The following is a 22,828-nucleotide window of genomic DNA, read 5'->3' as shown; positions in this document are numbered from 1 at the left end:
GGACATACCGCAAGGCGCGCGCAGCGTGCGCGAACAATAGATAAGTAAGGAGCGTCTCCGATGCAAGACAGCCGTCCCCGGGCTTCCCACTTCCTCCCGCACATACTCGAACAACGCGCGAGCACACCCGGCGATCGCTGGTCTTTCGCCTTTCTCGACAGCCAGGGCGGCGAGCTTTGCCGTTGGCGCGCTCCCGAACTGGCCGCCCGTGCGCGCGCCATCGCCGCGCGCTTGTTGCGCGATACCCGCCCGGGCGAACCCGTGCTGCTGGTCTTCCAGGCCGGCCCGGAATTTCTCGCGGCTTTCATGGGATGCCTGTGGAGCGGCCGGCTGGCCACCCCCATCAATCCTCCGCGCCGCAATCGCCTGATCGAGCGCCTGGTCGCCGTGGCGTCGGATTCCGGGGCCCGGATAGCGCTCACCAGCGCCGACCTCATGGGGTCGATCGCAGAATGGCGCCAGGCCAGCGAGCAGCTCGGAGCACTGGACTGGGTGCCGGTGGACGATCTCGCCGACGAACCATCGCTGGCGCCGGCGGCCATTGCCCCCGACGACGTTGCCTTCCTGCAATACACCTCGGGCTCGACGGCGCTGCCCAAGGGCGTGCGGGTCGGCCACGGCAACCTCATCGAAGACCTGGCCCGCATGCAGGCGGTATGGGCCTTGGGGCCCGATTCCGCCATGGTGAGCTGGCTGCCCGCCTTCCATGACCTGGGCCTGATTTTCGGCCTGCTGCAGCCGCTGTATTCGGGCTGCGCCTCGGTGCAGATGGCGCCCAATGCCTTTTTGCAGAAGCCGCTGCTGTGGCTCTCGGCCCTGACGCGCTATCGCGGCACGCATTCGGCCGCGCCCAGCTTCGCCTACGATCTGTGCGTGCGCCGCATCGCGCCCGAAGACCGGGCCGGGCTGGACCTGAGCAGCGTGCTCATGACCATGAACGCGGCCGAGCCCATCAACCCGGCCGTCATGGACCAGTTCTGCGCGGCCTTTGCGCCGCACGGATTCCGCCGCGAGGCCTTCTGCCCGGCCTACGGCCTGGCCGAAAGCACGCTGGCGGTCACGGCCAACCCGGTCGGCGAACCGCCGGTGCTGAGCTGCTTCGATGTCGATGCACTGGCCGCCGGCAACGTCCGGGTGCTGGAAGCCGGCGCGCCGGGCGGGCGCATCATGCCCGGCAGCGGCAAGGCACTGCCCGACGTGCCCCTGGCGATCGTCGATCCCGAGACCGGCAGGCGTTGCGCGCCCGCCGAGGTGGGCGAAATCTGGGTAGGCGGCCCGACCATCGCCGGCGGCTATTGGCGCCGGCCCCAGGAAACCGCCGACACCTTCGGGGCGGTTGTCGCCGGCGAACCCGAGTCAGGCCCGTTCCTGCGCACCGGCGACCTGGGCGCGCTGGTGGACGGCGAGATTTTCGTCACCGGCCGCATCAAGGACCTCATCATCCTGGGCGGCGCCAATTTCTATCCGCACGACATCGAGCGCACGGCCCAGAACGCCCACGAATCGCTGCGCCGCGACAACGGCGCGGCCTTTTCCATAGACGGCTCGGGGCAGCCCGGCGGCCGCGAGCAAGTCGTGCTGGTGCAAGAGCTCGAGCGCTCGCACCGCGGCGATGCGCCCGAACCGATATTCCACGCCGTCGTCGAGGCGGTGTGGCAGAACCTCGAACTGCCCCTGGCGCATGTGGTGCTGGTGCCCCCGGGATCGGTATTGCGCACTTCCAGCGGCAAGATCCAGCGCCTGGCCAACCGCCGCGCCTACCTGGACGGCAGCCTGCCGGTGATCGCGCAATGGTCGCGCCCGCAGGGCGCCGAAGCCGCACCGGCCGGTTCGACGCCGGCAGGCCGCGCGCCGGCCGAGGCTACGGCGCTGGCCGTATGGCTTAGCGGCTGGCTGGCGCGGCGCCTGAACCTGCCCGCCCAGGCCATAGAAGCGGGCCATGGCTTTGCCGAAATGGGGCTGGATTCCATCGGTTCCACCGAACTGGCCCTTGCCCTGGGCGAACATGTGGGTGCGGAACTGCCCGAAACGATTGCCTACGATCATCCGACCATAGCGCGCCTGGCTGCGTATGTCGCGGGCAATGGCGTCGTGGGCAGCGCGGCAGCCATGCCAAAGGCGGCGCCGTCGGTACCCGTGCCGTCCGCCGCGGGCAGCGATCTCGACGATTTGCTCAGTTCCATCGAGCGGGGCGACGCATGACGCAGCACGCTTCTGCCGCGCTGCGCGAGCGGCTGGCCCGCCTCGATGCCGACCAACTCGCCCGGCTGGTAACGGGCTTGCAGCAACGCATCGACGATCTGCGCGCGGCGCAGCAGCCGGAACAAGCATCGCAGATCGCCATCGTCGGGCTGGCCTGCCGCTTTCCCGGCGCGTCCGACGCCGCGGCGTTCCGCCGCCTGCTGTCCGAGGGACGCAATGCCGTCGGGCCCGTGCCGCCCGGACGCCCGGAAGGGGCCGCGCTGCCGCCCGGCGGCTATATCGAAGACATCGACCGCTACGACGCCGCCTTTTTCGGCATGCGCGACAGCGAAGCGGCGCACATGGATCCGCAGCATCGCCTGATGCTGGAAGTCGCCTGGCACGCGCTGGAAGACGCCGGGGCCGCCGACCCGCAGCGCCGCCCGCGCGCCACCGGCGTATTCCTGGGCATCAGCACGCACGACTACGAGGCGCGCTTCCATGGTGCGGGGCCGGGTTTCACGCCGCTGGCCACCACCGGCAACGCGGCCAGCGCAGCAGCAGGGCGCTTGGCCCATCTGCTGGACATTACCGGGCCGGCGCTGTCCCTGGACACCGCCTGCTCTTCGTCGCTGGTGGCGGTGCATGCGGCCTGCCGCAGCCTGCGCCTGGGCGAGTGCGACATGGCGATCGCCGGCGGCGTGAACCTGCTGGTCGGCGACGAGCTCACCCGCGGCTTCGCCGCCGCCGGCATGCTCAGTCCCAGCCATGCCTGCCACACCTTCGATGCGTCCGCCGACGGCTATGTCCGCGGCGAGGGCGCTGGCTTCGTGGTGCTCAAGCGCCTGGCCGATGCGCAGCGCGACGGCGACCGCATCCGCGCCATCGTGCGCGGCGGGGCCGTCAATCACGACGGCCGCGCCAGTTCCCTGACCGCGCCCAATGCTTCCGCGCAGGTGGCGCTGGTGCGCTCGGCCCTGGCCGACGCCGGCTTACAGCCCGAAGAAGTCCAAGTGGTCGAATGCCACGGCACCGGCACGCCGCTGGGCGATCCCATCGAGGTCCAGGCCCTGGCCGAATCCTATGGCGCCGGGCGCCGCGAGCCGCTGCTGCTGGGTGCGGTCAAGACCAATATCGGCCACCTCGAGGCCGCCGCCGGCATTGCCGGCCTGATCAAGCTGGTGCTGTCGCTGGAATCCGCCACTTTGGCGCCGACGCTGCATCAGTCCAGCCCCAATCCGCGCATCGCCTGGGACCGCCTGCCGCTGCGCGTCATAGACCGGGAGCAGGACTGGCCCGCTGCGGGCCCGCGCCGCGCCGGGGTCAGCAGCTTCGGTTTCAGCGGCACCAATGCCCACCTCATACTGGAAGCGGCATCGGCATCGGCATCGGCATCGGCACCGGCACTGGGCGAAGCTTGCGCTCATGTTCCGGGCGGCACCCATGCCGCGGCCGCAGCAGGCGCCGGAGTGGCGGATGCGTCTGGCTCCGAAGTGTCGCGCGCGGCCACCGACCGCGCGCCGGAATCTCCGCCTGTGTGCGGCCCGGTGGTGCTGCCCCTGGCTGCGCCCGACGAGCAGGGACTGGAACGCCTGGCCGCCACGCTTGCCGCGTGGCTCGAAGAAAGCGGCGCAGACCTGCGCCTGGCGGCGGCCAGCATGGCGATGGGCCGCAGCCATCATGCCGTGCGCGCAGCCGCCGTCGCTGCGGACGTGCCGGCCATGGTGGCGGCATTGGGTGAAATCGCCGCCGGGGGTGCGCCGGCTGGCGGCGCCCGCGGCAACGCCGCCAAGACGGCGCCGCGCATTGCCTTCCTGTATACCGGGCAGGGCAGCCAGTGGTTGGGCATGGGCCGCGATCTCTATGAAGAAGATGCCATATTCCGCGCGGCCATAGACCGCTGTGCGCAAGTCGTGGATCCGCTGATAGGCCGGTCGCTGGCCGCTGCAATGTTTTTCGAGGGCCCGGCCGAAGATCTTGCCGACACGCGCCTGGCGCAGCCCGCGCTGTTCGCCCTGGAATATGCGCTGGCCGAACGCCTGGCCGCCTGGGGCGTCGAGCCCGACGTGTCCATAGGCCATAGCCTGGGGGAATGGGTGGCGGCCTGCCGCTCCGGGGTGTTCGGCCTGGACGACGCCTTGCGCCTGGTGGTCGAGCGCGGCCGGGTCATGGCTACGGCCGCCGCAGGCGGCGCCATGGCCGCGGTGTTCGCGGGGCTGCAGGCGCTGGACCAATTGCCGGCGGATTTGCGCGAAGGCATAGACCTGGCCGCCGTGAACGCGCCCGATGAATGCGTGGTGTCCGGCCCGGCTGCGGCGATCGAAGCGGCTTGCGAGGTGCTGGACGGGCTGGGCATAGGCACCCAGCGCCTGCGCACCACGCAGGCCTTTCATTCGCGCTTGATGGAACCGGCGCTGGGCGCCTTCGCCGCCGCGCTGGAAGGCGTGCCGCTGGCGGCGCCCGCCCGGGTGGTCGTCTCCAATCTGACGGGCACTGCGCAGGCGGCGTTCGCCACCGCCGACTACTGGGTGCGCCACATCCGGGAACCGGTGCGCTTCGCGCAAGGTATGGCCGCCGTGGCCGACACGGGCGCGACGGTGCTGATAGAGATCGGGGCCTCGCCCGCACTGACGGGAACGGCCAGCCGCTGCCCCGGATTCGAGGGGCGCGGTGCGGTATTTTTCTCCACCTTGCGGCGCAACCAGCCGGCGCGCCGCACGCTGGGCACCTTGCTGGCCCAGCTCTTCGTGGCCGGCGTGCCCTTGCGCTGGGACGCGGTGTTCGGTCCCGCCCGGCGCATCGATGTGCCGGGCTATCCTTTTGCCGACCGGCGTCATTGGCTGCAGGCCCCGGCCGGCAGCGGTGTCGGCGCGTTTGCGCAGGTCGCGGGCTCGGGTGTCGCTGCAGATGCCGTGCAAAGCCTTGCCCAGGCAGGCTTGGCCGGGGGCTTCTCGGCAGGCGCGCAGGCTGCGCGCGGTATGCAGGCGCAAGCCGCGGGGCAGAACGCGGCCCAGGCCCGGATCGATGTGGATCCGCGAGAGCAGATCGCCGCGATGCTGGCCCGTTCGCTGCAGTTGTCAGCGGCCGATGCGCAGTCGGATCGCAGCTTCCTCGAACTCGGCGTGGATTCCCTGGCCTTGACCGAGGCAGTGGCCGCGCTCGAACGCCGCTGGTCCATCGTCATTCCCCGCCGCGCCTTGTTCGAGACGCTGGCAACGCCCTTGCGCCTGACCGAGCATGTGCTGGAAGCCGGCGCGCAGGCCGCGGGTTCCGCGTCGAGCGCCGCTGCGCCGTCCGGGGCTGGCGTTACGCAGGCTGCAGCCCCGGCTTTCACGGCTGCAGCCGCGCCTTTGTCCGCCGCCGTCGCCGGCGGGGCCGGCACGATGCCGCAGGCTGGCATTGCGGGCGCGTCCGCTGTTGTGGCTACCGTGCCGCAGGCTGCTGCGGCGCCCGCAGCATCTGTCGCAGCCTCCATCGCTGCCGCTGCGCAGGCCGCGCACGCTTCCGCAAGGCCTGCCGCGCCTGCCATGTCGCCGCAGGCCCTGGCGGGGCTGGATTCATTTTCTCGCGCCTATATACAGCGCAGCCGCGGTTCGCGCGGCCAGCGGCTGGAGTTCGGCCCTTATCTGGCCGACAGCCGCGCGGTGGCGGGCTTCAGGCCCGAAACCAAGGGCATGCTCTATCCCATCGTGGGTGCGCAAGCCTCGGGCAGCCATCTCACCGACATCGACGGCAACCATTATGTCGACATCGCGATGGGTTTCGGCGTGCAGTTGTTCGGCCACAGTCCGGAATTCATCACCGAGGCCATCGCCCGGCATATCGCCGAACGCGGCATGTTCATAGGCCCGCAGGCGCATCTGGCGGGGGAAGTCGCGCAGCGCATCTGCCGGCTCACCGGCAACGAGCGCGCGGCATTCTGCAACAGCGGCACGGAAGCCGTGATGTCCGCGCTGCGCCTGGCCCGCCACGCCACGGGGCGCCAGCGCATCGCCATGTTCCAGGGCTCGTATCATGGCCATTTCGACGGCACCCTGGCCCAGGTGGGGCCGGGCGGCGCTTCAGTGCCGCTGGCCGGCGGCACGCCGCCGGCCATGGTGGGTGATGTGCTGCTGCTGGACTACGGCGACGAACAGGGTTCGCTGGAAATCGTTGCCCGCGAAGCTCCAAGCCTCGCCGCGGTAATCGTCGAGCCCGTGCAGGGCCGGCGGCCCGATCGCCAGCCGCGCGAATTCCTGCAGCGCCTGCGCGCCATCACCCAGGCCCTCGGCGTACCGCTGATTTTCGACGAAGTGCTATTAGGTTTCCGCGTGGGCTTGGGCGGCGCCCAGGCCTGGGCCGGCGTGCGCGCCGACCTGGTCACCTACGGCAAGATCGTCGGCGGCGGCCTGCCCATAGGCGTGGTGGCGGGCCAGGCCCGCTACCTGGATGCGCTGGACGGCGGCGCCTGGCCGCTGGACGGCCCGGGCGCGCCGCGGGACGCGCGCACTTTCTTTGCCGGCACCTTCAACAAGAATCCGCTGGCCATGGCGGCCGCGCGTTCCGTGCTCGAGCACCTCGAGGCCGCCGGGCCGGAACTGCAGGAAACGCTGAACCGGCGCACGGCGGATTTCGCGGCGCGCCTGAACGCCGTGCTGGCGCAAGAGCAGGCCGGCATCTCGGTGCATCACTTCGCCTCGCTGTTTCGCTTCATCGGTGCGAGCGACCTGTTCTACAACCAGATGATCCAGCATGGCGTGTACGTCTGGGAAGGCCGCACCTGCTTCCTGTCGACCGCGCACAGCGATGCCGATCTCGACCTGATCGAAGGGGCCGTGCGCGACTCGGTGCGCGACATGCGCGCCGCGGGAATGCTGGGCGGGGCGCCGGCTCCGGCCCGCGCCTCGGCCGCCGCCAGCGCATCCGCAGCGGCAGCCGCGTCCGTGGCCATGACGGCCGCTGCCGCCGCCCGCATGCCTGCGGCCGGCGCGTCGATCGATGCTCCGGCGGCTACCGCCGCCGCGCATGGCCTGGCATCTGCCTCGGCCCACGCAGATGAAGAGATACTGCCTACCACCGCCGGCCAGCAGGCGCTGCGCCTGCTGGCGGCCTTCAGTCCGCAAACGTCGGCGGCCTACAACCAATCCCTGGTGCTCGATTTCCAGGGAGAGCTCGACACGGCCGCGCTCGATGCCGCCTTGTGCGAGGTCGTGCGGCGCCACGAGGCCCTGCGCAGCACCTTCCCCGAGGACGGCGCCGAGCTGGTCGTGCACCGCGAACTGCCGCCCCGCGTGCTGGTGCTCGATCGCCAGAATGCCGACGAAGCGGCGTTGCGGGCTTGGATAAGCCAGGCCGTGCTCGCGCCTTTCGACCTGGAGCGCGGGCCCCTGGTCGCGGCCTGGCTGCTGCGCCTGGCCGCCGACCGGTATCGCCTGGTGCTGGCCATGCCGCACTTGATCACCGACGGCTGGTCGATGCAGGCCATGGCGCTGGAACTCGCCGAGATCTATAGCGCCGCGCGCGAGGGCCGGGCCGCGGAACTGTCCGAACCCGTTCCTTATCGCCGCTATGCCGAACACACCCGCGCTCGCGCCGGGCTGCCCGAGGTGGCGGCGTATTGGCGTTCCGTGTATTCGACGGTGCCCCCTGCGCTGGAGCTGCCGGCCGACCGGCCGCGTCCGGCCCTGCAGGGTTATGCCGGGGCACGAGTAGTGCGGCGCCTGCCCGTGCAATTGAAGCAGGCGCTGGAATCCTATGGGCGCCGAGCCGGCGGTTCGCTGTTCGCCGTCTGCCTGGCGGCATACGGACGCATGCTGGCCCGCTTGTCCGGCCAGGACGATCTCGCGGTCGCCATTTTTTCCGCTGGCCAGGCCGAGCTGGGCGCGTCCGCGCTGCTGGGCTATTGCGTGGGCGTGTTGCCGCTGCGCATCGCCGCCGGCGCAGACGTGGCCGATGACGCGCTGCTCGCCGCCGCGCAGCGCGGCGTGGCGCAAGGCATGGCGCATCGCGACTATCCTTATGCCCGCCTGCTGAAAGACCTGAACCTGCGCCGCGATCCGTCGCGTCCGCCGCTGGCCTCGGTGTCTTTCAATCTGGACCGGATGGACGCGCCGCCGCGTTTCGCCGGGCTCGATGTATCGGTCGACGCCAATGCGCACGGTGCGGTGCGCTGGGACCTGAACTGGAACATGACCGCGGACGCCGACGGCCTGTGCGTCGAAGCCCATTACAACCGCGACCTGTTCGACGCCGCGCGCGTCGAACAATGGCTGGATTTGTATGCGGGCATACTCGAGGCGCTGGCGGCGCCGCCGCAATCGGGGCCCGGCGGCGGGGCCGGCATGCGCGCCGCCGGGACTGCCGCCTCTGGTTTCGTTGCCGCTGCGGCGTCTTCCAGTCCTCTTGCTCGTACCGCCGCCGATGCCGGCGCAGCGGCACCGGAGGGCGCAGGCATCGGGGCGGGCGTGGAGACCTTGGCGCAGCGCGTCGCACGCCATGCCGCGCAAACGCCGGCCGCGGCCGCGGTGCGCGATGCCCAAGGCATCGTCGACTATGCCGGGCTCGACGCCATGGCCCTAGCACTGGCTGTGCGGCTTGCGCAGGCGGGTGTAGGCGCGGGCGACCGGGTGGCTTTCCGGCTGCCGCGCAGCCTGGGTCCGGTGGTGGCGATATTGGCCGCGATGCGCCTGGGCGCGGCCTTCGTGCCGCTGGACGAAGACCATCCCGACAGCCATCACGCTTATGTGCTGGAAGACAGCGGCGCCAAGGCGATCGTCGTGGAAGCGGGCACCGGGTCGCCCTTGCCGTCCGTGCCTGCCGTCGCCTGGGAACGCGCATCGGAGGCTTCCGCGTCGGAATTGCCGACCATGCTCCCGCCAGCCGCCGCAGCGGCCGACACTGCCTATGTGCTGTACACGTCGGGCTCCACCGGACGCCCCAAGGGCGTGATTGTGCCGCAAGGCGCGGTGGCCGCCTATGTGCAGGCCATGCTGGGCCGCCTGGGCCTGCAAGGCCCCTTGTCCTGCGCGATCGTGTCGTCTTTTGCCGCCGACCTGGGCTACACCTCGGTGCTCGCCGCCCTATGGAGCGGCGGCGCGCTGCACGCGGTGGACGCCGAGACCGCGCGCGATCCGGCCGCCCTGCAGCAATGGATGGCGCGCATGCCGGTGGACGTCATGAAGATCGTGCCGGCGCATCTGGCCGCGCTGCTCGACGCCCCCGGGGCCGCGGCGCTGCTGCCGCGCAAGGCGCTGATACTCGGCGGCGACGTGCTTAGCTGGAAGCTGGTCGAGCGCATCCATGGCCTGGGCGCCGCGTGTAGAGTCTTCAACCACTACGGTCCCACGGAAACCACGGTGGGCGCCTGCATGACCGAAGCCGCGGCTGCGCTGCGCGCCGACGGCGAGCATGCCGTGCCGATAGGCCAGCCGCTGGACGGCTATGCGGTGGCCTTGATCGGCGCGGACGGTATGCCGGTGGCCGATGGCGCCGAGGGCGAGATCGTCATTTCCGGCCCGGCGGTGGCTAGCGGCTACACGCGTCCGGAAGCCGCGGGCGCGGAACGCTTCGGCAGCGATGAACACGGCCTGCGCCGCTACCGTACCGGCGACCTGGCGCGGCGCCGTCCCGACGGCGCCATCTTGTTCCTCGGCCGCGGCGACGACATGGTCAAGATCCGCGGCCATCGCATCGAGCCGGCGGGGCTGGCCGAGCTGTTGCGCGCCTGCCCCGGGGTCCGCGACGCGGTGGTCTTGGTAGAACATCACGAAGGGCGCGAGCCTGCGTTGCTGGCGGTAGTGGCCGGCGAGGCCGAGGCTGGCGCGGCGCTGGCCTGGCTGGCGCGGCAGGTGCCCGCGGCCATGGTGCCGGCGCGCATCATGGTGCGCGAGGCCATGCCATTGACTCCCAATGGCAAGATCGATCGCCAGGCGCTCCTGGCGGCAGCGCCGGGCCTGGCGGTTTCCGCTGCCGCGGCGGCGTCCGGCAGCGGCGGCGCACCGCTCGAGAGCGTCCCGCAGGCTGCGCCCGCGGGCGCAGCCGATCCAAGAGTCGCTGCGCTCCTGGAAATCTGGCGCGCCGTATTGCAGCGCGACGAGATCGGCCCCGACGATGATTTCTTCGCCCTGGGCGGCGATTCCATCATGGCCATCCAGATCGTCGGCCGCGCGCGCGCCGTCGGCCTGGCCTTGACGCCTACTCAAGTGTTCCAGGCGCCCACGCCTCGCGGGCTGGCAGCCCTGGCAGTGTCGGCGGCGGGGGTCGCGGGCGCAGAGCCGCTGGCCGGCCCCGTGCCTCTTACCCCGATCCAGCATTGGCTGCGCGAAACCGCCATGCCGGACCGCAACCGCTGGTGCCTCAGCGCGGTGTTCCAGGCGCCTTCCACCATTGAAGCCCCGGCCCTGCGGGCCGTGCTCGATGCCATGATCGAGCGCCACGATGCCTTGCGCACGGCTGTCGATCTGGTCGGCTCGACAGCCTGCCAGCAGGTGCGCGCGGCCTCCGCGCCGACGCTCTGCGTCCGGGATGCCTCGGCGCTGGAAGCCGCGGAACTGCCCGCCGCGCAAGACCGGCTCGCGGACGAACTGATGGGGGCCCTGGACCTGGCCGCGGGCCGCGTGTTGGCGGCGGGCGCCCTGAACCTGGGCGCGGGCCGCGGCGCGCAGATCGTGCTGGCCGTGCATCACGCCGTGTCCGATGTGGTGTCGTGGGCTGTCCTGGCCGAAGACCTCGAGGCGGGGCTCGCGGGCGGCCCGGCCGCACTGCGCGGCGCCGGCACTTCATGGTCGTGGTGGGCGCAGGCCCTGTCGCAGCGAGTGCAGGCCGAAGAGGTGCACCTGGCCTATTGGTCGCGGATAGCCCGGCGCGCGGCCGGCTGCACCGTCATTCCCGTCGACGACGCAACACAGTCCAACTGCGAAGGCGATGTGCGCGAGCAGCGCTTGTGCGTGCCCGCGGAACCGGCAGTCCAGTTTCTCGAGGGCATGGCATCGGTCTTTGGCCTGCGCGCCCACGAGGCGGTGCTGGCCGCCGTCGGGCTGGCGCTGGCCGCCTGGGCCGGGCAAGCCGTGGCCCTGGACCTGGAAGGCCATGGCCGCCAGCCTTTCGATGCTGCCATAGATTTGTCGCGTACCGTAGGGTGGTTCACGACCCGCTATCCGGTAGTCCTGCCGGACGCGGATGCGAGCCGGCTCGACGACTGGCTGCCGGCCCTGAAAGAGACCCTGCGCGAAATCCCCGGGCATGGCATGTCCTACGGCGTGCTGCGCTACGGCGGCCATGAAGAATTGCGTGTCGACCCGGATGTGTCCTTCAACTATGTCGGCGAATTGGGGCAGTTCGGCGGCGGCGATCTCGCGCTGTTGCGCCTGGGGGCGGGCCGGGAGCGGGGCGCCGATGCCGCCCGGCGCCATTTGCTGGCCTTCGACGGCTGGCAGGACGACGAGGGCCTCTGGCTGTCTTGCCGCCATGCGGCAAGGCATGGCGAGGCCACGGTCGCCGGCCTGCTCGAAAGCATTCGGGAAGAGCTTATGCGCCTGACGGCGGCCTGCGCCGCGTCGGCCACTGCGGTCTATACCCCCGCCGATTTCACCGGCATGGAATTCTCCCAGGGCGAGCTGGACCAGCTGATGGGAGAACTCGGCGATGTCGGGCTGGAGGACTAAGTCCATGGCCCGGCGCATATGCGGGTGTATCGAGTCATGAGCCGCAAGTTTGATCCCGTGTCGGTCGCGTCGCCATTTCATTGGGCGCTGGAAGACTTGCACGTGAGCATACGGCCGCCGGGGTTGGGGCAGCCCTGGTGCCTGGACGTGGATGTCGAGCGGCTGTCCACGGGCGAAAGCGAGTCCATGCTGTGGGACGTGAATACACCCAGCAGCCTGGCGCGGCGCAGCAACGAGCGTTCTCCCACTATTCTTACCATCCGCCCCGAATTTCCCGAGCGCGACCTGATGATCGTGGCCGACCAGGGCATAGGCGATATCGTGCAGCAATGGCGCTATGTGCCGCAGGTCGCCGCGCAGTTCGACCGGGTGCGCGTGCAGTGCCGTCCGGAACTGCACAGGCTGTTGCGCCTGCAGGGGCTGCGGATCGAGCCGGTCACGCCGGAGCAGGCGCAAGCCGAACCCGCCAAAGTGCAAGTGGCGCTCATGCGCATGGGGGCCTTGAGCTCGGACCCCACCGGCGGCCGGCCCTATCTCAAGCTTGCCAGCCAGCCGGCCGCCACGCGCAATCAAGGCCGGCTGCGGGTGGGGCTGAACTGGTCGGCCCGCGCCACGGGGGCGGCGACCGATCTGAAATCCGTGCCGCTGGCGCTGTTCGCGGGGCTCGTGCGCGGGCATCCCGAGATCGCCTGGAAGAGCCTGCAATGGGGCTCCGCGGGCGACGAGCTGCGTGCGCATTCTTGGGCTGCCGCGATCGAGCCGCTGGAAGCAATGGCCGACGTCGCGGATCTGGCTGCCGCCATCGCCGGCCTCGACTTGCTCATCAGCATAGACAGCGCGCCGGCGCATCTCGCGGGCGCGCTCGGCATACCGGTCTGGAACCTGTTGAGCCGGCCATGCAGCTGGCGCTGGGGGCTGAATGCGCCAGGCACGTCTCTGTATCGCAGCATGCGGCTGCTGCGCCAGGCGCATCAGGGAGAATGGGGCGCGGTCATCGACGAGCTCGAGGCCCTGCTCGGCAGCTTGCAAGACGCGCCCGTGCCCGTGAGCCTCGATGCCGGGCGGCAGCGGCCGGGCATCGATCCGGCTGCGCGCATGCCGTCGCCGGATCATAATGCGGATGCGCGCCTGGCAGCGTCCATACCGGCGGCCCCGGACGCCGGCGCCGCGCCGCTGCGCGCAATGCGCCTGGAAGACGCATTGCGCATGTGCCGGCAGCAGCTCGATCTGCGCACGGTCTTTGTTTCTACTCCCCTGGAGTTGCTGGCGTCCCTGGGCATAGAGGTCGGGGCCAGGGACTACGGCGGCCTGGCCGAAATCTTCAAGGCCATGGTCGAATGCCATGGCGGCTTCTCGTGGTGCACGCCGCTGTTCCGGGAAGACACACTGCAAGGAAGGACCAGCAACGATGCACTTGCCTGACACTGCGGGCGCGGGTGATATACAGCCTTATCGCAGCCGCGTGGGCCTGGAGATCGAAATGGTGGTGGTGCACGATTCCAGCGGGCTCAGCCTGCCGGTCCGGCATTATTTCGAGGCCCTCGAATCGATCAAGCGGCGGCGCGGCATGGACTGTGAACCCGTATGCCTGGATCAGCGCCGCGTGGCGCTGCATACCGCGCAGGCCGAGTGCGGGCTGGACAATGGCTTCAATCTGCTGGAAACCGCGCTGGCGCCAGTGTCCGACGAGAACGGGCTGGCTTGCCTGGCGGCGCGCGCGCACCAGGAACTCGCCGATACGCTCGAAGCGCTGCGGGCCGACGGGGCCTGCGTGCTCAATGCCTCGGAACACCCGGACTGCCCGCGCGATGCGGCCTGGTATGCGCGTGTCTGCGTGCCCCGGCCCATATACACGGAACTGCGCGGCCACCGCGGCTGGCATCACTGGGAAGGCATAGACGCCAAGGCGCAGAACGGCGCCAACACCTCGGTTCCCATCGCTGCGGCGATACGCGCGCTGAACGTCGCGGTCGCCCTGTCGCCCGCCAGCATCGCGCTGTTCGCCAACAGCCCGCTCGAGGGCGGCCGCCCGACCGGCTACAAGGAAAACCGCATGACGCTGTGGCAGCGCGTATTCGCGCCGGCCACGTTCCCGGGCGACCTGATGCTGAGCACATGCCCGCCGCGCCCGTTTCGCGACCTGGGCGATTTCTTCCACTGGATGTTCGGCCCGGGAACCGTGACGCGGGGCCTGCCGATGGCGCAATCCTACGATTACAAGGCGGTCGCGACGATGCTGCCCGATGGCGACCCCTGCCTGCGGGATTTCCTGCTCGCGGCGCAGTGGCCGGGCCGCCGCGTCGATACCGGCGAGCGCGTGCATCTGGCGCCGCAGGCGCGGCATTTCGAATATTCCCAGATCGGCCAGTTCCTGGATGCGCGCCTGCGCTATCGCCTGCAGCGCACCCCCGAGCTTGCCGAACTGATGCAAGCCTGGGAACACGAAGGCGGGCTGGAGGATTTGTTCGAGGCTTGCGGCGCGCAGATGTATATCGAGGCGCGCGCGCCGGGCGCAGGCTTTGCCGACGAATGCCTGGTGGACGAGGCCGGGCAGGGGCCGGCGCGCAGCATGCTGCTGGCGCCCATAGCCTTGCAGCGCGGCCTGCTGAACCGGCTGGATGCCGCCCAGGACCTGGTGGACCGCTGGGGCTGGGCGGCGCTGGCGGCCTTGCGCGAGCCCGCGATGCGCGACGGCCTGGATGACGCGAGGGTCAGGGCGCTGTGCGCCGATGTGCTGGACGTGGCGCGCGCAGGCCTGGGCGCCGAGGGCCGCCAGTGGCTGGCTTATGCCGACTATGTGCTGGACAGCGGCCGCAGCGCGGCCGATCGCCTGCTGGAGACCTGGAACCGGGCCCCCGGCACGGCAGGGCAGCGCCTGCGCGCCGTGCTGGCACGCCATGCCGCGCTGCACCCTTCATGCTATATGGAGCCTCAGGGCGCCGTTTCGTAGACCTCGTCGGCGGCCAGCAGGATGTCGACCGGCGGGTCGAAACCTATGGCCCGGGCGGTGGCCAGGTTCAGCGCGATCTTCGGCGGGTCTATCCATATCTGGCTGAGCTGGCGCGGCTTGGCGCCGTTGAAGACGCGCGCGATGCTTTCGGCGTGGAACAGGCCCACATAGGAAAGATCTGCCTGCGCCAGGCTGAGCAGGATGCCGCTCTTGACTTCTTTGGAGCCGTTCATCGAGAAGCTCGGCACTTTGGCCTGTTCGAGGATCTTGGCGATTTCCTTGATGGAATCCGCAGTCACCCCGCGATGCGTGGTGACGTACACGGCATCGACCCGCTCTTCGGTGAGCTTCTTGTAGCATTCGACGGCATTGGTGACGGCCTGTTCGGTGGTGATGCTGTTGGATTGGGCATAGCAGGGTTGCACGGCAAAGCCCAGTTCTTTGCTGACCTGCTCCACGGCGGCCACGGCGCCGTAGGTACGGCCCGCGTCGCTGTTCTCGTAGACGATGCCCAGCTTCTTGAAGGGCACGATTTCGTGGAACAGCCTGACCTGGCGCTGGTAGCGTTCGGGCTCGATGCGCGCCTGCAGATTGTCGCGGCCGCTGTCCTTGACGCTGTCGGAAATGCCCGAGGCCACCGGGTCGCTGGTAGAGGCCACGATGGTGGGCACCGGAGGCCCGAGCGCGCGCATGTCCTGGCCCGCCCAGGTGCCCATGGCGATGATCAGGTCGATGTCGTGGCGGTCCTTGATGCGCTGCTCGATGGCCGCGCGCATGGGCGCGCGCTTGCTGGCGTCGAAGTTGCCCGGCTGCCACCAGGCGTCGGGGACGAATTCCAGGTATTTGCTTTCTGTGTTCTGCGCCAGCCAGGCCCATAGATCTTGCCCGCTCGCGCCCTTGGGCATCGGGCCCTTGAGCTTGAGCCAGCCCAGGTGCTGCAGGCCCTTGACGATCTCGCCGAGCGTCAGCGGATAGTCGCCGTATATGCCGCTTTCTACATAGCCGATGCGCCAGCGCTTGCCGTCCGGCCGTACAGTGGGCGTGGTGGGAAAGACCTTGGTCTGGGCGGCCGGCGCCGCCGCGGCAGCCGGCGTGGCCGCGCGGCCGACCGGGAGCACGCACAGGCTTGCCGCCAGCAGCATCAAGGACAGGAAGCGTGAAATCATGGCGTGAACCTCTTGACGGCGATCAGCGTGATGTCGTCCGATTGTTCCGCGCCCCGGACGAAGGTACGGATGTCGTGCAGCAGCGCAGCGGTGGCGGCCTGTGCGTCGGCAGGCTTTTGTTCGGTCAGCAGGCGGACCATGCGCGCCTCTTCATACTGTTTGTTGTCGGGGTCCATGGCCTCGGTGACGCCGTCCGTGTAGCCCACGAAGATCTCGCCGGGCTCGAGCGTGGAAACAAAGCCTTTGTAGGGTATGTCTTCTTGCACCCCGCAGGCCGGGCCGCTGCGGCCTGTGAGCATGCGCATGGCGCCGTCGGTGCCCAGCACGCAGGGGGGCAGATGGCCGGCATTGCACCACGCCAGCTCGCCGCTGTCCAGGTCAAGCACCGCCAGCAGCAAGGTGACGAACATCAGGTTGGGGTTGTTCTCGGACAGGCGGTTGTTGACGCGTTCCATGATGAGCGCGGGATCGGTCTCGTCCTCGGCCGAAGCGCGGATCAGGGTGCGCGTGACCGCCATGAACAGGGCGGCGGGCACGCCCTTGTCGGACACATCGCCGATGGCGAAGCACAGCCTGCCATCGGGCAGTATGAAGTAGTCATAGAGATCGCCGCCGACTTCCTTGGCGGGAATCATGGTGGCGTGCAGGTCGATCTTGCGCAGAACTTCGCCTTCCAGCGGCACGGGCAGCAGGCCCATCTGGATGCTGTGGGCGATGTTCAGTTCGCTTTCGAAGCGTTCGCGGCTGGAGGTTTCCTGCACCAGCCGGGCGATCTTCTCGCGCAGTTGCTGGTCCATGAAGATGAAGGTGGCCGCCAGGCGCCCGACCTCGTCGGGCTGGTCTTTGGGCAGCCGGGAGATGTGCTCGGGTATGGGAGCGGCCGTGCTCAGGTCTTGCTCGGGCAGCTTGCGCGCGAAGTCGGTCAGTTGGCGCAGCGGCCGCGAGATGCGCGTGGACAGCGCCCAGGCGACCGCCAGCGACGCCACCAGCACCACCAGGAACACCCAGGCCAGGCGGTTGCGCAGCTTTATGGCCGCGGCGGTCAGGTCGTGCGTGGGCACCGCGGCCACGATGGTCCATTTGAGCGGCTTGAAATAGGCCGCCGTGATTTCCCAAGGGTCCTTGCCGGTGCCGTCGAACTGGAACGAGGAGATCCGTCCGTCGGGTGGAATGGCGCGCAGCAAGTCGTGCAGCGTCTTGTCGGAACCGGCGTCGCGTTCCTGCAGCAACCCGGTATTGGGCTTGGGCAGGGGGGCGACCAGCGTGCCGTCGTCGGCGGCGATGAAGGCGAAGCCCGATTGCGCCAGGCGCAGGGATTCGAGCGTTTGGCCGATGGCGTGTTCCATTTCTTTGCGCCGCACGTCGAACTGCTTGACTACCTCGCGGGCATTGTCGGTGATGGCGTAGACCCAGTCCCAGGGCTGGAAATAGGCGAAATAGGCGTAGCGCAGTTCGCCCGAGCCCTTGCCGTTCTGCGGCCAGCGATAGAGGGCGAAGCTTTGCCCGCTGGTGCGCGATTCCTGGTAGGCGGCGGAGGCGAGCGCGTGGCCCTTGAAGTCTTTGATGCCAGCCAGGCTGGCGCCGCGCAGCTTGCCGTTGCCGCTGGCGATGACCGTGAGGTCGGGGCCGAAGACGAAGCTGAAGCGTTCCCTGCCCTTGAAGAGCTGGTCTATCCATTGTCTTGCCAGCCGCTGGGCCTGGTCGACGCTCAGTTCCTTGCGGGCGACCTGGCCTGCGTACATGTTCAGCACCGAGCGGATCAGGTCTCCCTGTTCGACCATTTGCTTGCGGTCGGCGCGCACCGTGGTGATCTTGTCGTTGAGCAGGCTGCCCCAGCGGGCGTCGCTGTCGCGCAACAGCAGGTTCAGGACATTCCTGACGGCCAGCCGCTCGCTGGCGACGACGGTCTGGCGCACATCGTGTTCCGTGACGAGCATGACCGCTATGGCGCTGACCAGCAGCGTCAGGCCGACCAGCAGGAAGATTTTGCTGCGCAGCGAAGTCAGTCGCATTGGGGGAGTTCGACCGGAAAGTTGCGGGCTTGAATGCCCGAAAGTGTACTTTTGTCTTGGATTGTAAATTAATATTGCGGGAATTAGTCTACAGGAGGTGGCCCGGTGTGCGATTGTGGTGCGGGTCTGCTATGAAGAACGATTCTGTGTCGGAAGTAAAAAAGCGTCGCCATCCTCTGCGCGACGTATTGCTGGCCTGCATGCTGGTATTGCTGTTGGCCCAGGGCCTGATCGGGGCGCTGAGCCTGTCCGCGCTCAATCGCCAGATCATCGACAACACCGCCGGGCGCGTCGAATTGCTGGCGCGCCAGACCTCCGAGCAAATCCAGACGGGCATGCGGCTGGGCAAGCCGCTGGCGCAATTCTTCGGCCTGTCGGGCATGCTCGACGACCTGCGCCGGCGCATCCCCGACCTGTCGGGCGCCAGCGTGGTGCTGGCCGGCGGCCAGGTGCTGACCTCGGTCGGCACTCCGCCTCAGGCCGGGGCGCTGCTGCAAGACCTACGGTCGGCCGTGGCCGACGGGCGGGGCCAGGGCCGCGCCGGCACGGCGGCCGCGGGCAGCGTGCACCAGGCGGACGCGCAGGGCATCCGCGTGGCCGTGCCCCTGATGCGCGACGGCGGCGGCTTGCAGGGCGCCGTGATATTGCAGGTGCGCCCGCAGGACATGCGCCAGAGTTCGCTCATGCTCGACAATCTGGCGGTGCTGGGTCTTTCGACCCTGTGCGCCGCGATAGTCCTGGCGCTGGTCTTCCGCTACGTGATGCCCCTGCACGAGGTGGCGTCCGCAGGCAGGTCCCGCATGCTGGTGCCGCTGCTGGTCCTGATGCTGGCCCAGGGGGTCTATGCGGCCTACACCATACACACCTTCCGTACCGTCTGGGTCCGCGTCACCCGCGACAATACCCAGGTGCTGGCCCAGGGGCTGCAGGCCTCGCTCGATCGGGTACTGGGCTACGGCATCGCCCCCACGCACCTGCGCGGCGTAGAGCAGCCCATGGCGCGGCTGGCCTCGGCCTTTCCCGTCATCTCCGAGCTGCGCCTGGTCGATGCGCAAGGGCGGCTGCTGAATCGCGCCAATGCGCGCGGCGCCATGCCGGTGGCGGGCGCCACGGCCGCCGAGCCCGATGACACCCTGGCGTTTCCGCTCAAGGCGCAGGGTTCGGGCCCGACGCTGGCGTCGCTGCAGGTATTGCTCGACCCGCGCCTGCTGGCCGCGGGCATCCGTGCGCGGGTCCTGGATGCCGCCACCGTCGTGGCCGTGGCGCTCGTGGCCGCCATAGAATTGCTGCTGCTGCTGAACCTGTTGATGGATCGCGCCTTCTCGGTGCGCGTGCAGGACGTGCCGGGTGATCCGGCGGGGCTGGACGATCCTTCCAAGGTGGGGGCGATCGTGCGCCCCGTGATGTTCGGTTTCTTGTTTGCGATGGCGCTGCCCCTGAGTTTCCTGCCCATCTATGCGCGCAGCCTGCTGGGCGACGCGCCGGGGCAGGGCGCGCTGCTCATGGCGCTGCCCATCGCGGCGGAAATGGCCTGCGGCCTGCTGACGGCGCTGCTGGCCGGACGCCTGAGCGATCGCCGCGGCTGGCAGTTCCCGGTACTGACCGGGCTGCTGGTGTCGGTGGCCGGCAACCTGGCCTGCGCCCTGGCCGGCTCGCTGCCGACTTTCATCGTCGCGCGCGGGCTGGTGGGGCTGGGCTACGGGCTTACCTGGATGGGTCTGCAGGGCTTCATCGTGATCCGCAGTCCGGCGGCCTACCGCGGCCGCAACATGGCCCTGGTCATAGCCGGGCTGTTCGCCGGCCACCTGTCGGGGGCGGCGGTGGGCGCCATGCTGATGCAGCAGCTCGGGCCCGTGGCGGTATTCGTCGCCGGCGCAGTGTTGCTGGCGCTGCCGGCGCTGGGCGTGTTCACACTGATGTGGCCGTATCGCCATGTGGCCGGGGTGCAAAAAGCTTCACAAGTGGTGGCCGGGCCGGTGGTGCGTTCCTGGAAGGCGCTGCGCGAGCTGCTCGCGACCCGCGATTTCGGCATGCTGCTGCTGGGCTGCGTAGTGCCTTTCTCCATTGCCCAGGTTGGCCTGCTTACTTATGCGCTGCCCTTGTACATGGAGACTTACCACGCCAGCGCGGCGACCGTCGGGCGCATCCTGATGCTGTATGGCTTTTGCGTGATCTATGTCGGGCCCTACATGGGCAGGCTGGCCGACCACAGCGCCTACAAGAAATACTGGATAGCCGCGGGCGGCCTGGTCGGCAGTGCCGGCCTGCTCAGCCTGTATTTCGCCAGCGGCGTCGTCGCCGCGGGGCTGGCGGTCGTCTTGCTGGCGCTGGCCAGTTGCCTGGCGGGCGGCGCCCAGACAGCCTACATGCTGTCTCTGGACCACGTGCAGCGCTACGGGGCGGGCGGCGCCACCAGCGTGATGCGCGCGGCCGACAAGTTCGGGCAAATGCTGGGTCCCCTGGCGGTGGGCGCCTTGTTCGCTTCGGTGGGAATCTCGGGCGGCCTGGCGGTTACCGGCGCCTTGTACCTGGTGGCCACGCTGGCCTTCATGGTATGCGCGCCATTGCGCGGCGCGCCGGCCTAGGGCCTGTCCATGTGGCGGGCATCGGCCGATCGCAATCGGCCGGCCTGTCGGGGCTGGTATTCGCCTGAAGAAGGAGCCGCGCGGGCGACGGACGGATGCGGCGCTAAGCGGCCGCGGCGATGCGCGGCACGCGGCCGGTCACCCCGACACATAGCTGCGCGGGGATGGTGCCGGCACTGAGGGCCACGGATTCTATGCTGAGTGCCTCGTGCCCCCAAAGCACGGCCTGGGTGCCCGGGCCCGCTTGCGGGATGTCGCTGAGATCTATGGTGATGGTGTCCATCGAGATGCGGCCGATGATGCGGCAGGCGCGCCCCTGCACCAGCACTGTGCCCGCGGCCACGAGATTGCGCGGGTAGCCGTCGGCGTAGCCGCAATGCACCAGCCCCACGCGCAGGTCGCGTGCGGCCTGGAAGGTTGCGCCATAGCCCAGCGGGGCGCCGGCCGCGAGCGGCTGTACGCCGTGTATGGGCGCGCTCAGTGTCATGGCCGGCAGCAGCCCCAGGCCCCGGCCGTCGACTCCGGCCAGCGGGCTGATGCCGTAGAGGGCGATGCCGCTGCGCACCCAGTCGCCGCTGCCGGCGTAGTCCGGGTCCGACAGCAGGGCCGCCGAGTTTTCGGTGCAGCGCGGGCCGGGCAGGCCGGCGAAGACGGCTTCGAAATCGCGCCGTTCTTCGCGCATGTGTTCGGCTTCTTCGGCGCGCGCATAGTGTTGCAGCAAGCCTAGCCCCGACAGGCGGCCGGCCTGCAGCAGCTTGTGCAGCCTGGCGTAGGCTGCGCGATATGTGCGGGCCGGGAAGCCCGAATGATTCAGGCAGCCGCTGTAGCGCAGCCATGCGTGAGGCCCGGGGCGCTGCGCCAGCGTTTCCAGTTCGCGCAACTGGTCTTCGCTGTCGACGATGACGTGCAGCGGCGCGAGGCCGGGGTCGGACAGGTCGGCCGCGGTATAGCGCGCGTGCATGATCAGTATGGGCTTGCGCCAGCCCATGGCGCGGCACAGGTGGGCTTCTTCCAGTTCGAGCACCGCGAGCCCGTCGGCTCGTGCGAGGCCGCCCAGCACATGCGCCAGCGTGTGGCCATATGCGTCGGCCTTGACCACGGCCCACAGGCGCGGGCCGTTGCGCCGGCCTGCCTGGTCGAGCCGATGGCGCAGGCTGTCGAGGTTATAGGCTACCGCTTGCTTGTCGATGATGGCCACGGTGCCTTGCGGCACCACGTGGGTGCGAGCCTGCGGCTGCGAGGCGGCAGGCTGCAGGATTTTCATGCCGCGCCCGCTTCGGCTTCGGGCCCTGCCGTCATGCGCAGGTGGTTTTCTTCGCCGCTGCGCTGGTAGGCGATGTCGAGCAGGTAATGCCGCATCAGGCGCAGGCCGTGGCCGCCGATTTCCGCTTCTTCGAGGGAGTTGTCGAGGTCGCGCGGCATCTTCTGGGTGGGATCGAACGGCATGCCGTTGTCGAAGATGTCGAGCAGGATATGCTGGGCGTCCTGGTGCACGACGAGCCTGATATTGCCCGGGCCGGCAGCGGCTGCCGTGTCCTGGAAGCCGTACATGACGATATTGCTGAGTGCTTCGTCCAGGCACAGGCTGAGCTTGAAGGTCGTGCGCATGGGCCATTGGGCCTGGCCGCCCACCGTTTCCAGCCAGTCCAGCGCCTGGGCTACTGCGTCGGGTCCGGGGGGCAAGGTCAGAGAGGCAAGTGTCTGCATAGGTGTAGGCCGGGCGTCGTCCGCCGAATCAAACAACGCCTCTGGAGGCGGGTTACGCGGCTGCCGCGATGCGCGCCTGCCCGACGTATGAATAGTGTCGCAAAGCGTGCTGTGCCACCGGCAGGTTTGTCGCGTATTATATTATTTTGTCGCCAAAATGCGAAATAATTAATTACAGTGAATTACAATACAGTAATCACTTCATTCTTCACCTCTATGGTTTGTCTATGAGTCTTTCAAGCGAAAAAATCGGCGAGGTCCAGGTCGTGTCCGTGGCTGGCCAGGTCAATAGCGCCAATGCTTCCGAAGTCGAGGCCGGGCTGCTGGCGGCCATAGGCAAGGAAGAACGGCGTTGCGTGCTGGACTTGTCCCAGCTCGACTACATTTCCAGCGCCGGCCTGCGAGTAGTGCTGATGCTGGCCAAGCGCCTGAAGCAGAATTCCGGGCAACTGGTGCTGTGCGGCCTGCAGCCGAACGTGACCGAAGTGTTCGAGATCAGCGGCTTTCTGTCGATACTCACGGTGGTGCCGGACCGCGCCGCAGCCCTGGGCAAGCTCGCAGGCTAAGCCATTCCGGGGGGCCACGC

At 69.1% G+C, this 22,828-nt stretch carries 10 protein-coding genes; 6 read left to right on the top strand and 4 right to left on the bottom strand.

All coding sequences use genetic code 11. The annotated features are described in order from the left end of the window. Nucleotides 1–60 precede the first annotated feature (60 nt). Genes KVP10_RS15890 through KVP10_RS15875 form a run of 4 tightly spaced genes read left to right on the top strand, consistent with a single transcriptional unit; the run spans nt 61 to nt 14,772 of the window. On the top strand, nt 61–2,202 hold the full coding sequence (locus KVP10_RS15890; RefSeq protein ID WP_217965596.1) for an AMP-binding protein: 2,142 nt from the start codon (nt 61–63) through the stop codon (nt 2,200–2,202). Beyond that, nucleotides 2,199–11,822: a hybrid non-ribosomal peptide synthetase/type I polyketide synthase gene (locus KVP10_RS15885; RefSeq protein ID WP_217965595.1), complete on the top strand. Its 9,624-nt coding sequence runs from the start codon at nt 2,199–2,201 to the stop codon at nt 11,820–11,822. The genes KVP10_RS15890 and KVP10_RS15885 overlap by 4 nt, the downstream gene beginning before the upstream one ends. A 36-nt stretch (nt 11,823–11,858) precedes the next feature. Next, complete coding sequence (locus tag KVP10_RS15880; RefSeq protein WP_217965594.1) at nt 11,859–13,244, top strand: glycosyltransferase family protein; 1,386 nt, start codon at nt 11,859–11,861, stop codon at nt 13,242–13,244. Further along, entirely contained in the window at nt 13,231–14,772 is a 1,542-nt protein-coding gene (locus KVP10_RS15875) for a glutamate-cysteine ligase family protein (protein WP_217965593.1), read from the top strand. Before KVP10_RS15880 ends, KVP10_RS15875 begins: the two co-directional genes overlap by 14 nt. Here the strand turns inward: KVP10_RS15875 and KVP10_RS15870 are convergent. Both KVP10_RS15870 and KVP10_RS15865 read right to left on the bottom strand, forming a co-directional pair. After that, the gene (locus tag KVP10_RS15870; protein ID WP_217965592.1) at nt 14,754–15,938 is read right to left on the bottom strand and encodes an ABC transporter substrate-binding protein; all 1,185 of its coding nucleotides are present in this window, start codon (nt 15,936–15,938) and stop codon (nt 14,754–14,756) included. The two genes, KVP10_RS15875 and KVP10_RS15870, sit on opposite strands and share 19 nt — an antisense overlap. Then, nucleotides 15,935–17,950, bottom strand: coding sequence for a SpoIIE family protein phosphatase (locus KVP10_RS15865; RefSeq protein WP_217965591.1), 2,016 nt, complete (start codon nt 17,948–17,950; stop codon nt 15,935–15,937). The genes KVP10_RS15870 and KVP10_RS15865 overlap by 4 nt, the downstream gene beginning before the upstream one ends. Before the next feature lie 131 nt (nt 17,951–18,081). Between KVP10_RS15865 and KVP10_RS15860 the strand changes: the two genes are divergently transcribed. Further along, nucleotides 18,082–20,535, top strand: a complete 2,454-nt coding sequence (locus KVP10_RS15860; RefSeq protein WP_217965590.1) for an MFS transporter — start codon at nt 18,082–18,084, stop codon at nt 20,533–20,535. Between the two features lie 103 nt (nt 20,536–20,638). Here KVP10_RS15860 and alr read toward each other — a convergent pair whose 3' ends face one another. Then, on the bottom strand, nt 20,639–21,799 hold the full coding sequence (gene alr / locus KVP10_RS15855; protein ID WP_217965589.1) for an alanine racemase: 1,161 nt from the start codon (nt 21,797–21,799) through the stop codon (nt 20,639–20,641). Beyond that, complete coding sequence (locus KVP10_RS15850; RefSeq protein ID WP_217965588.1) at nt 21,796–22,242, bottom strand: ATP-binding protein; 447 nt, start codon at nt 22,240–22,242, stop codon at nt 21,796–21,798. The genes alr and KVP10_RS15850 overlap by 4 nt, the downstream gene beginning before the upstream one ends. Before the next feature lie 227 nt (nt 22,243–22,469). Here KVP10_RS15850 and KVP10_RS15845 point away from each other — a divergent pair, with 227 nt between their 5' ends. Further along, nucleotides 22,470–22,808, top strand: coding sequence for an STAS domain-containing protein (locus tag KVP10_RS15845; RefSeq protein ID WP_217965587.1), 339 nt, complete (start codon nt 22,470–22,472; stop codon nt 22,806–22,808). Nucleotides 22,809–22,828 lie beyond the last annotated feature (20 nt).

The sequence above is a fragment of the Candidimonas humi genome (assembly GCF_019166065.1).
Classification (GTDB): Bacteria; Pseudomonadota; Gammaproteobacteria; order Burkholderiales; family Burkholderiaceae_B; genus Candidimonas; species Candidimonas humi.
This window is presented reverse-complemented; position numbering and strand designations above follow the sequence as displayed.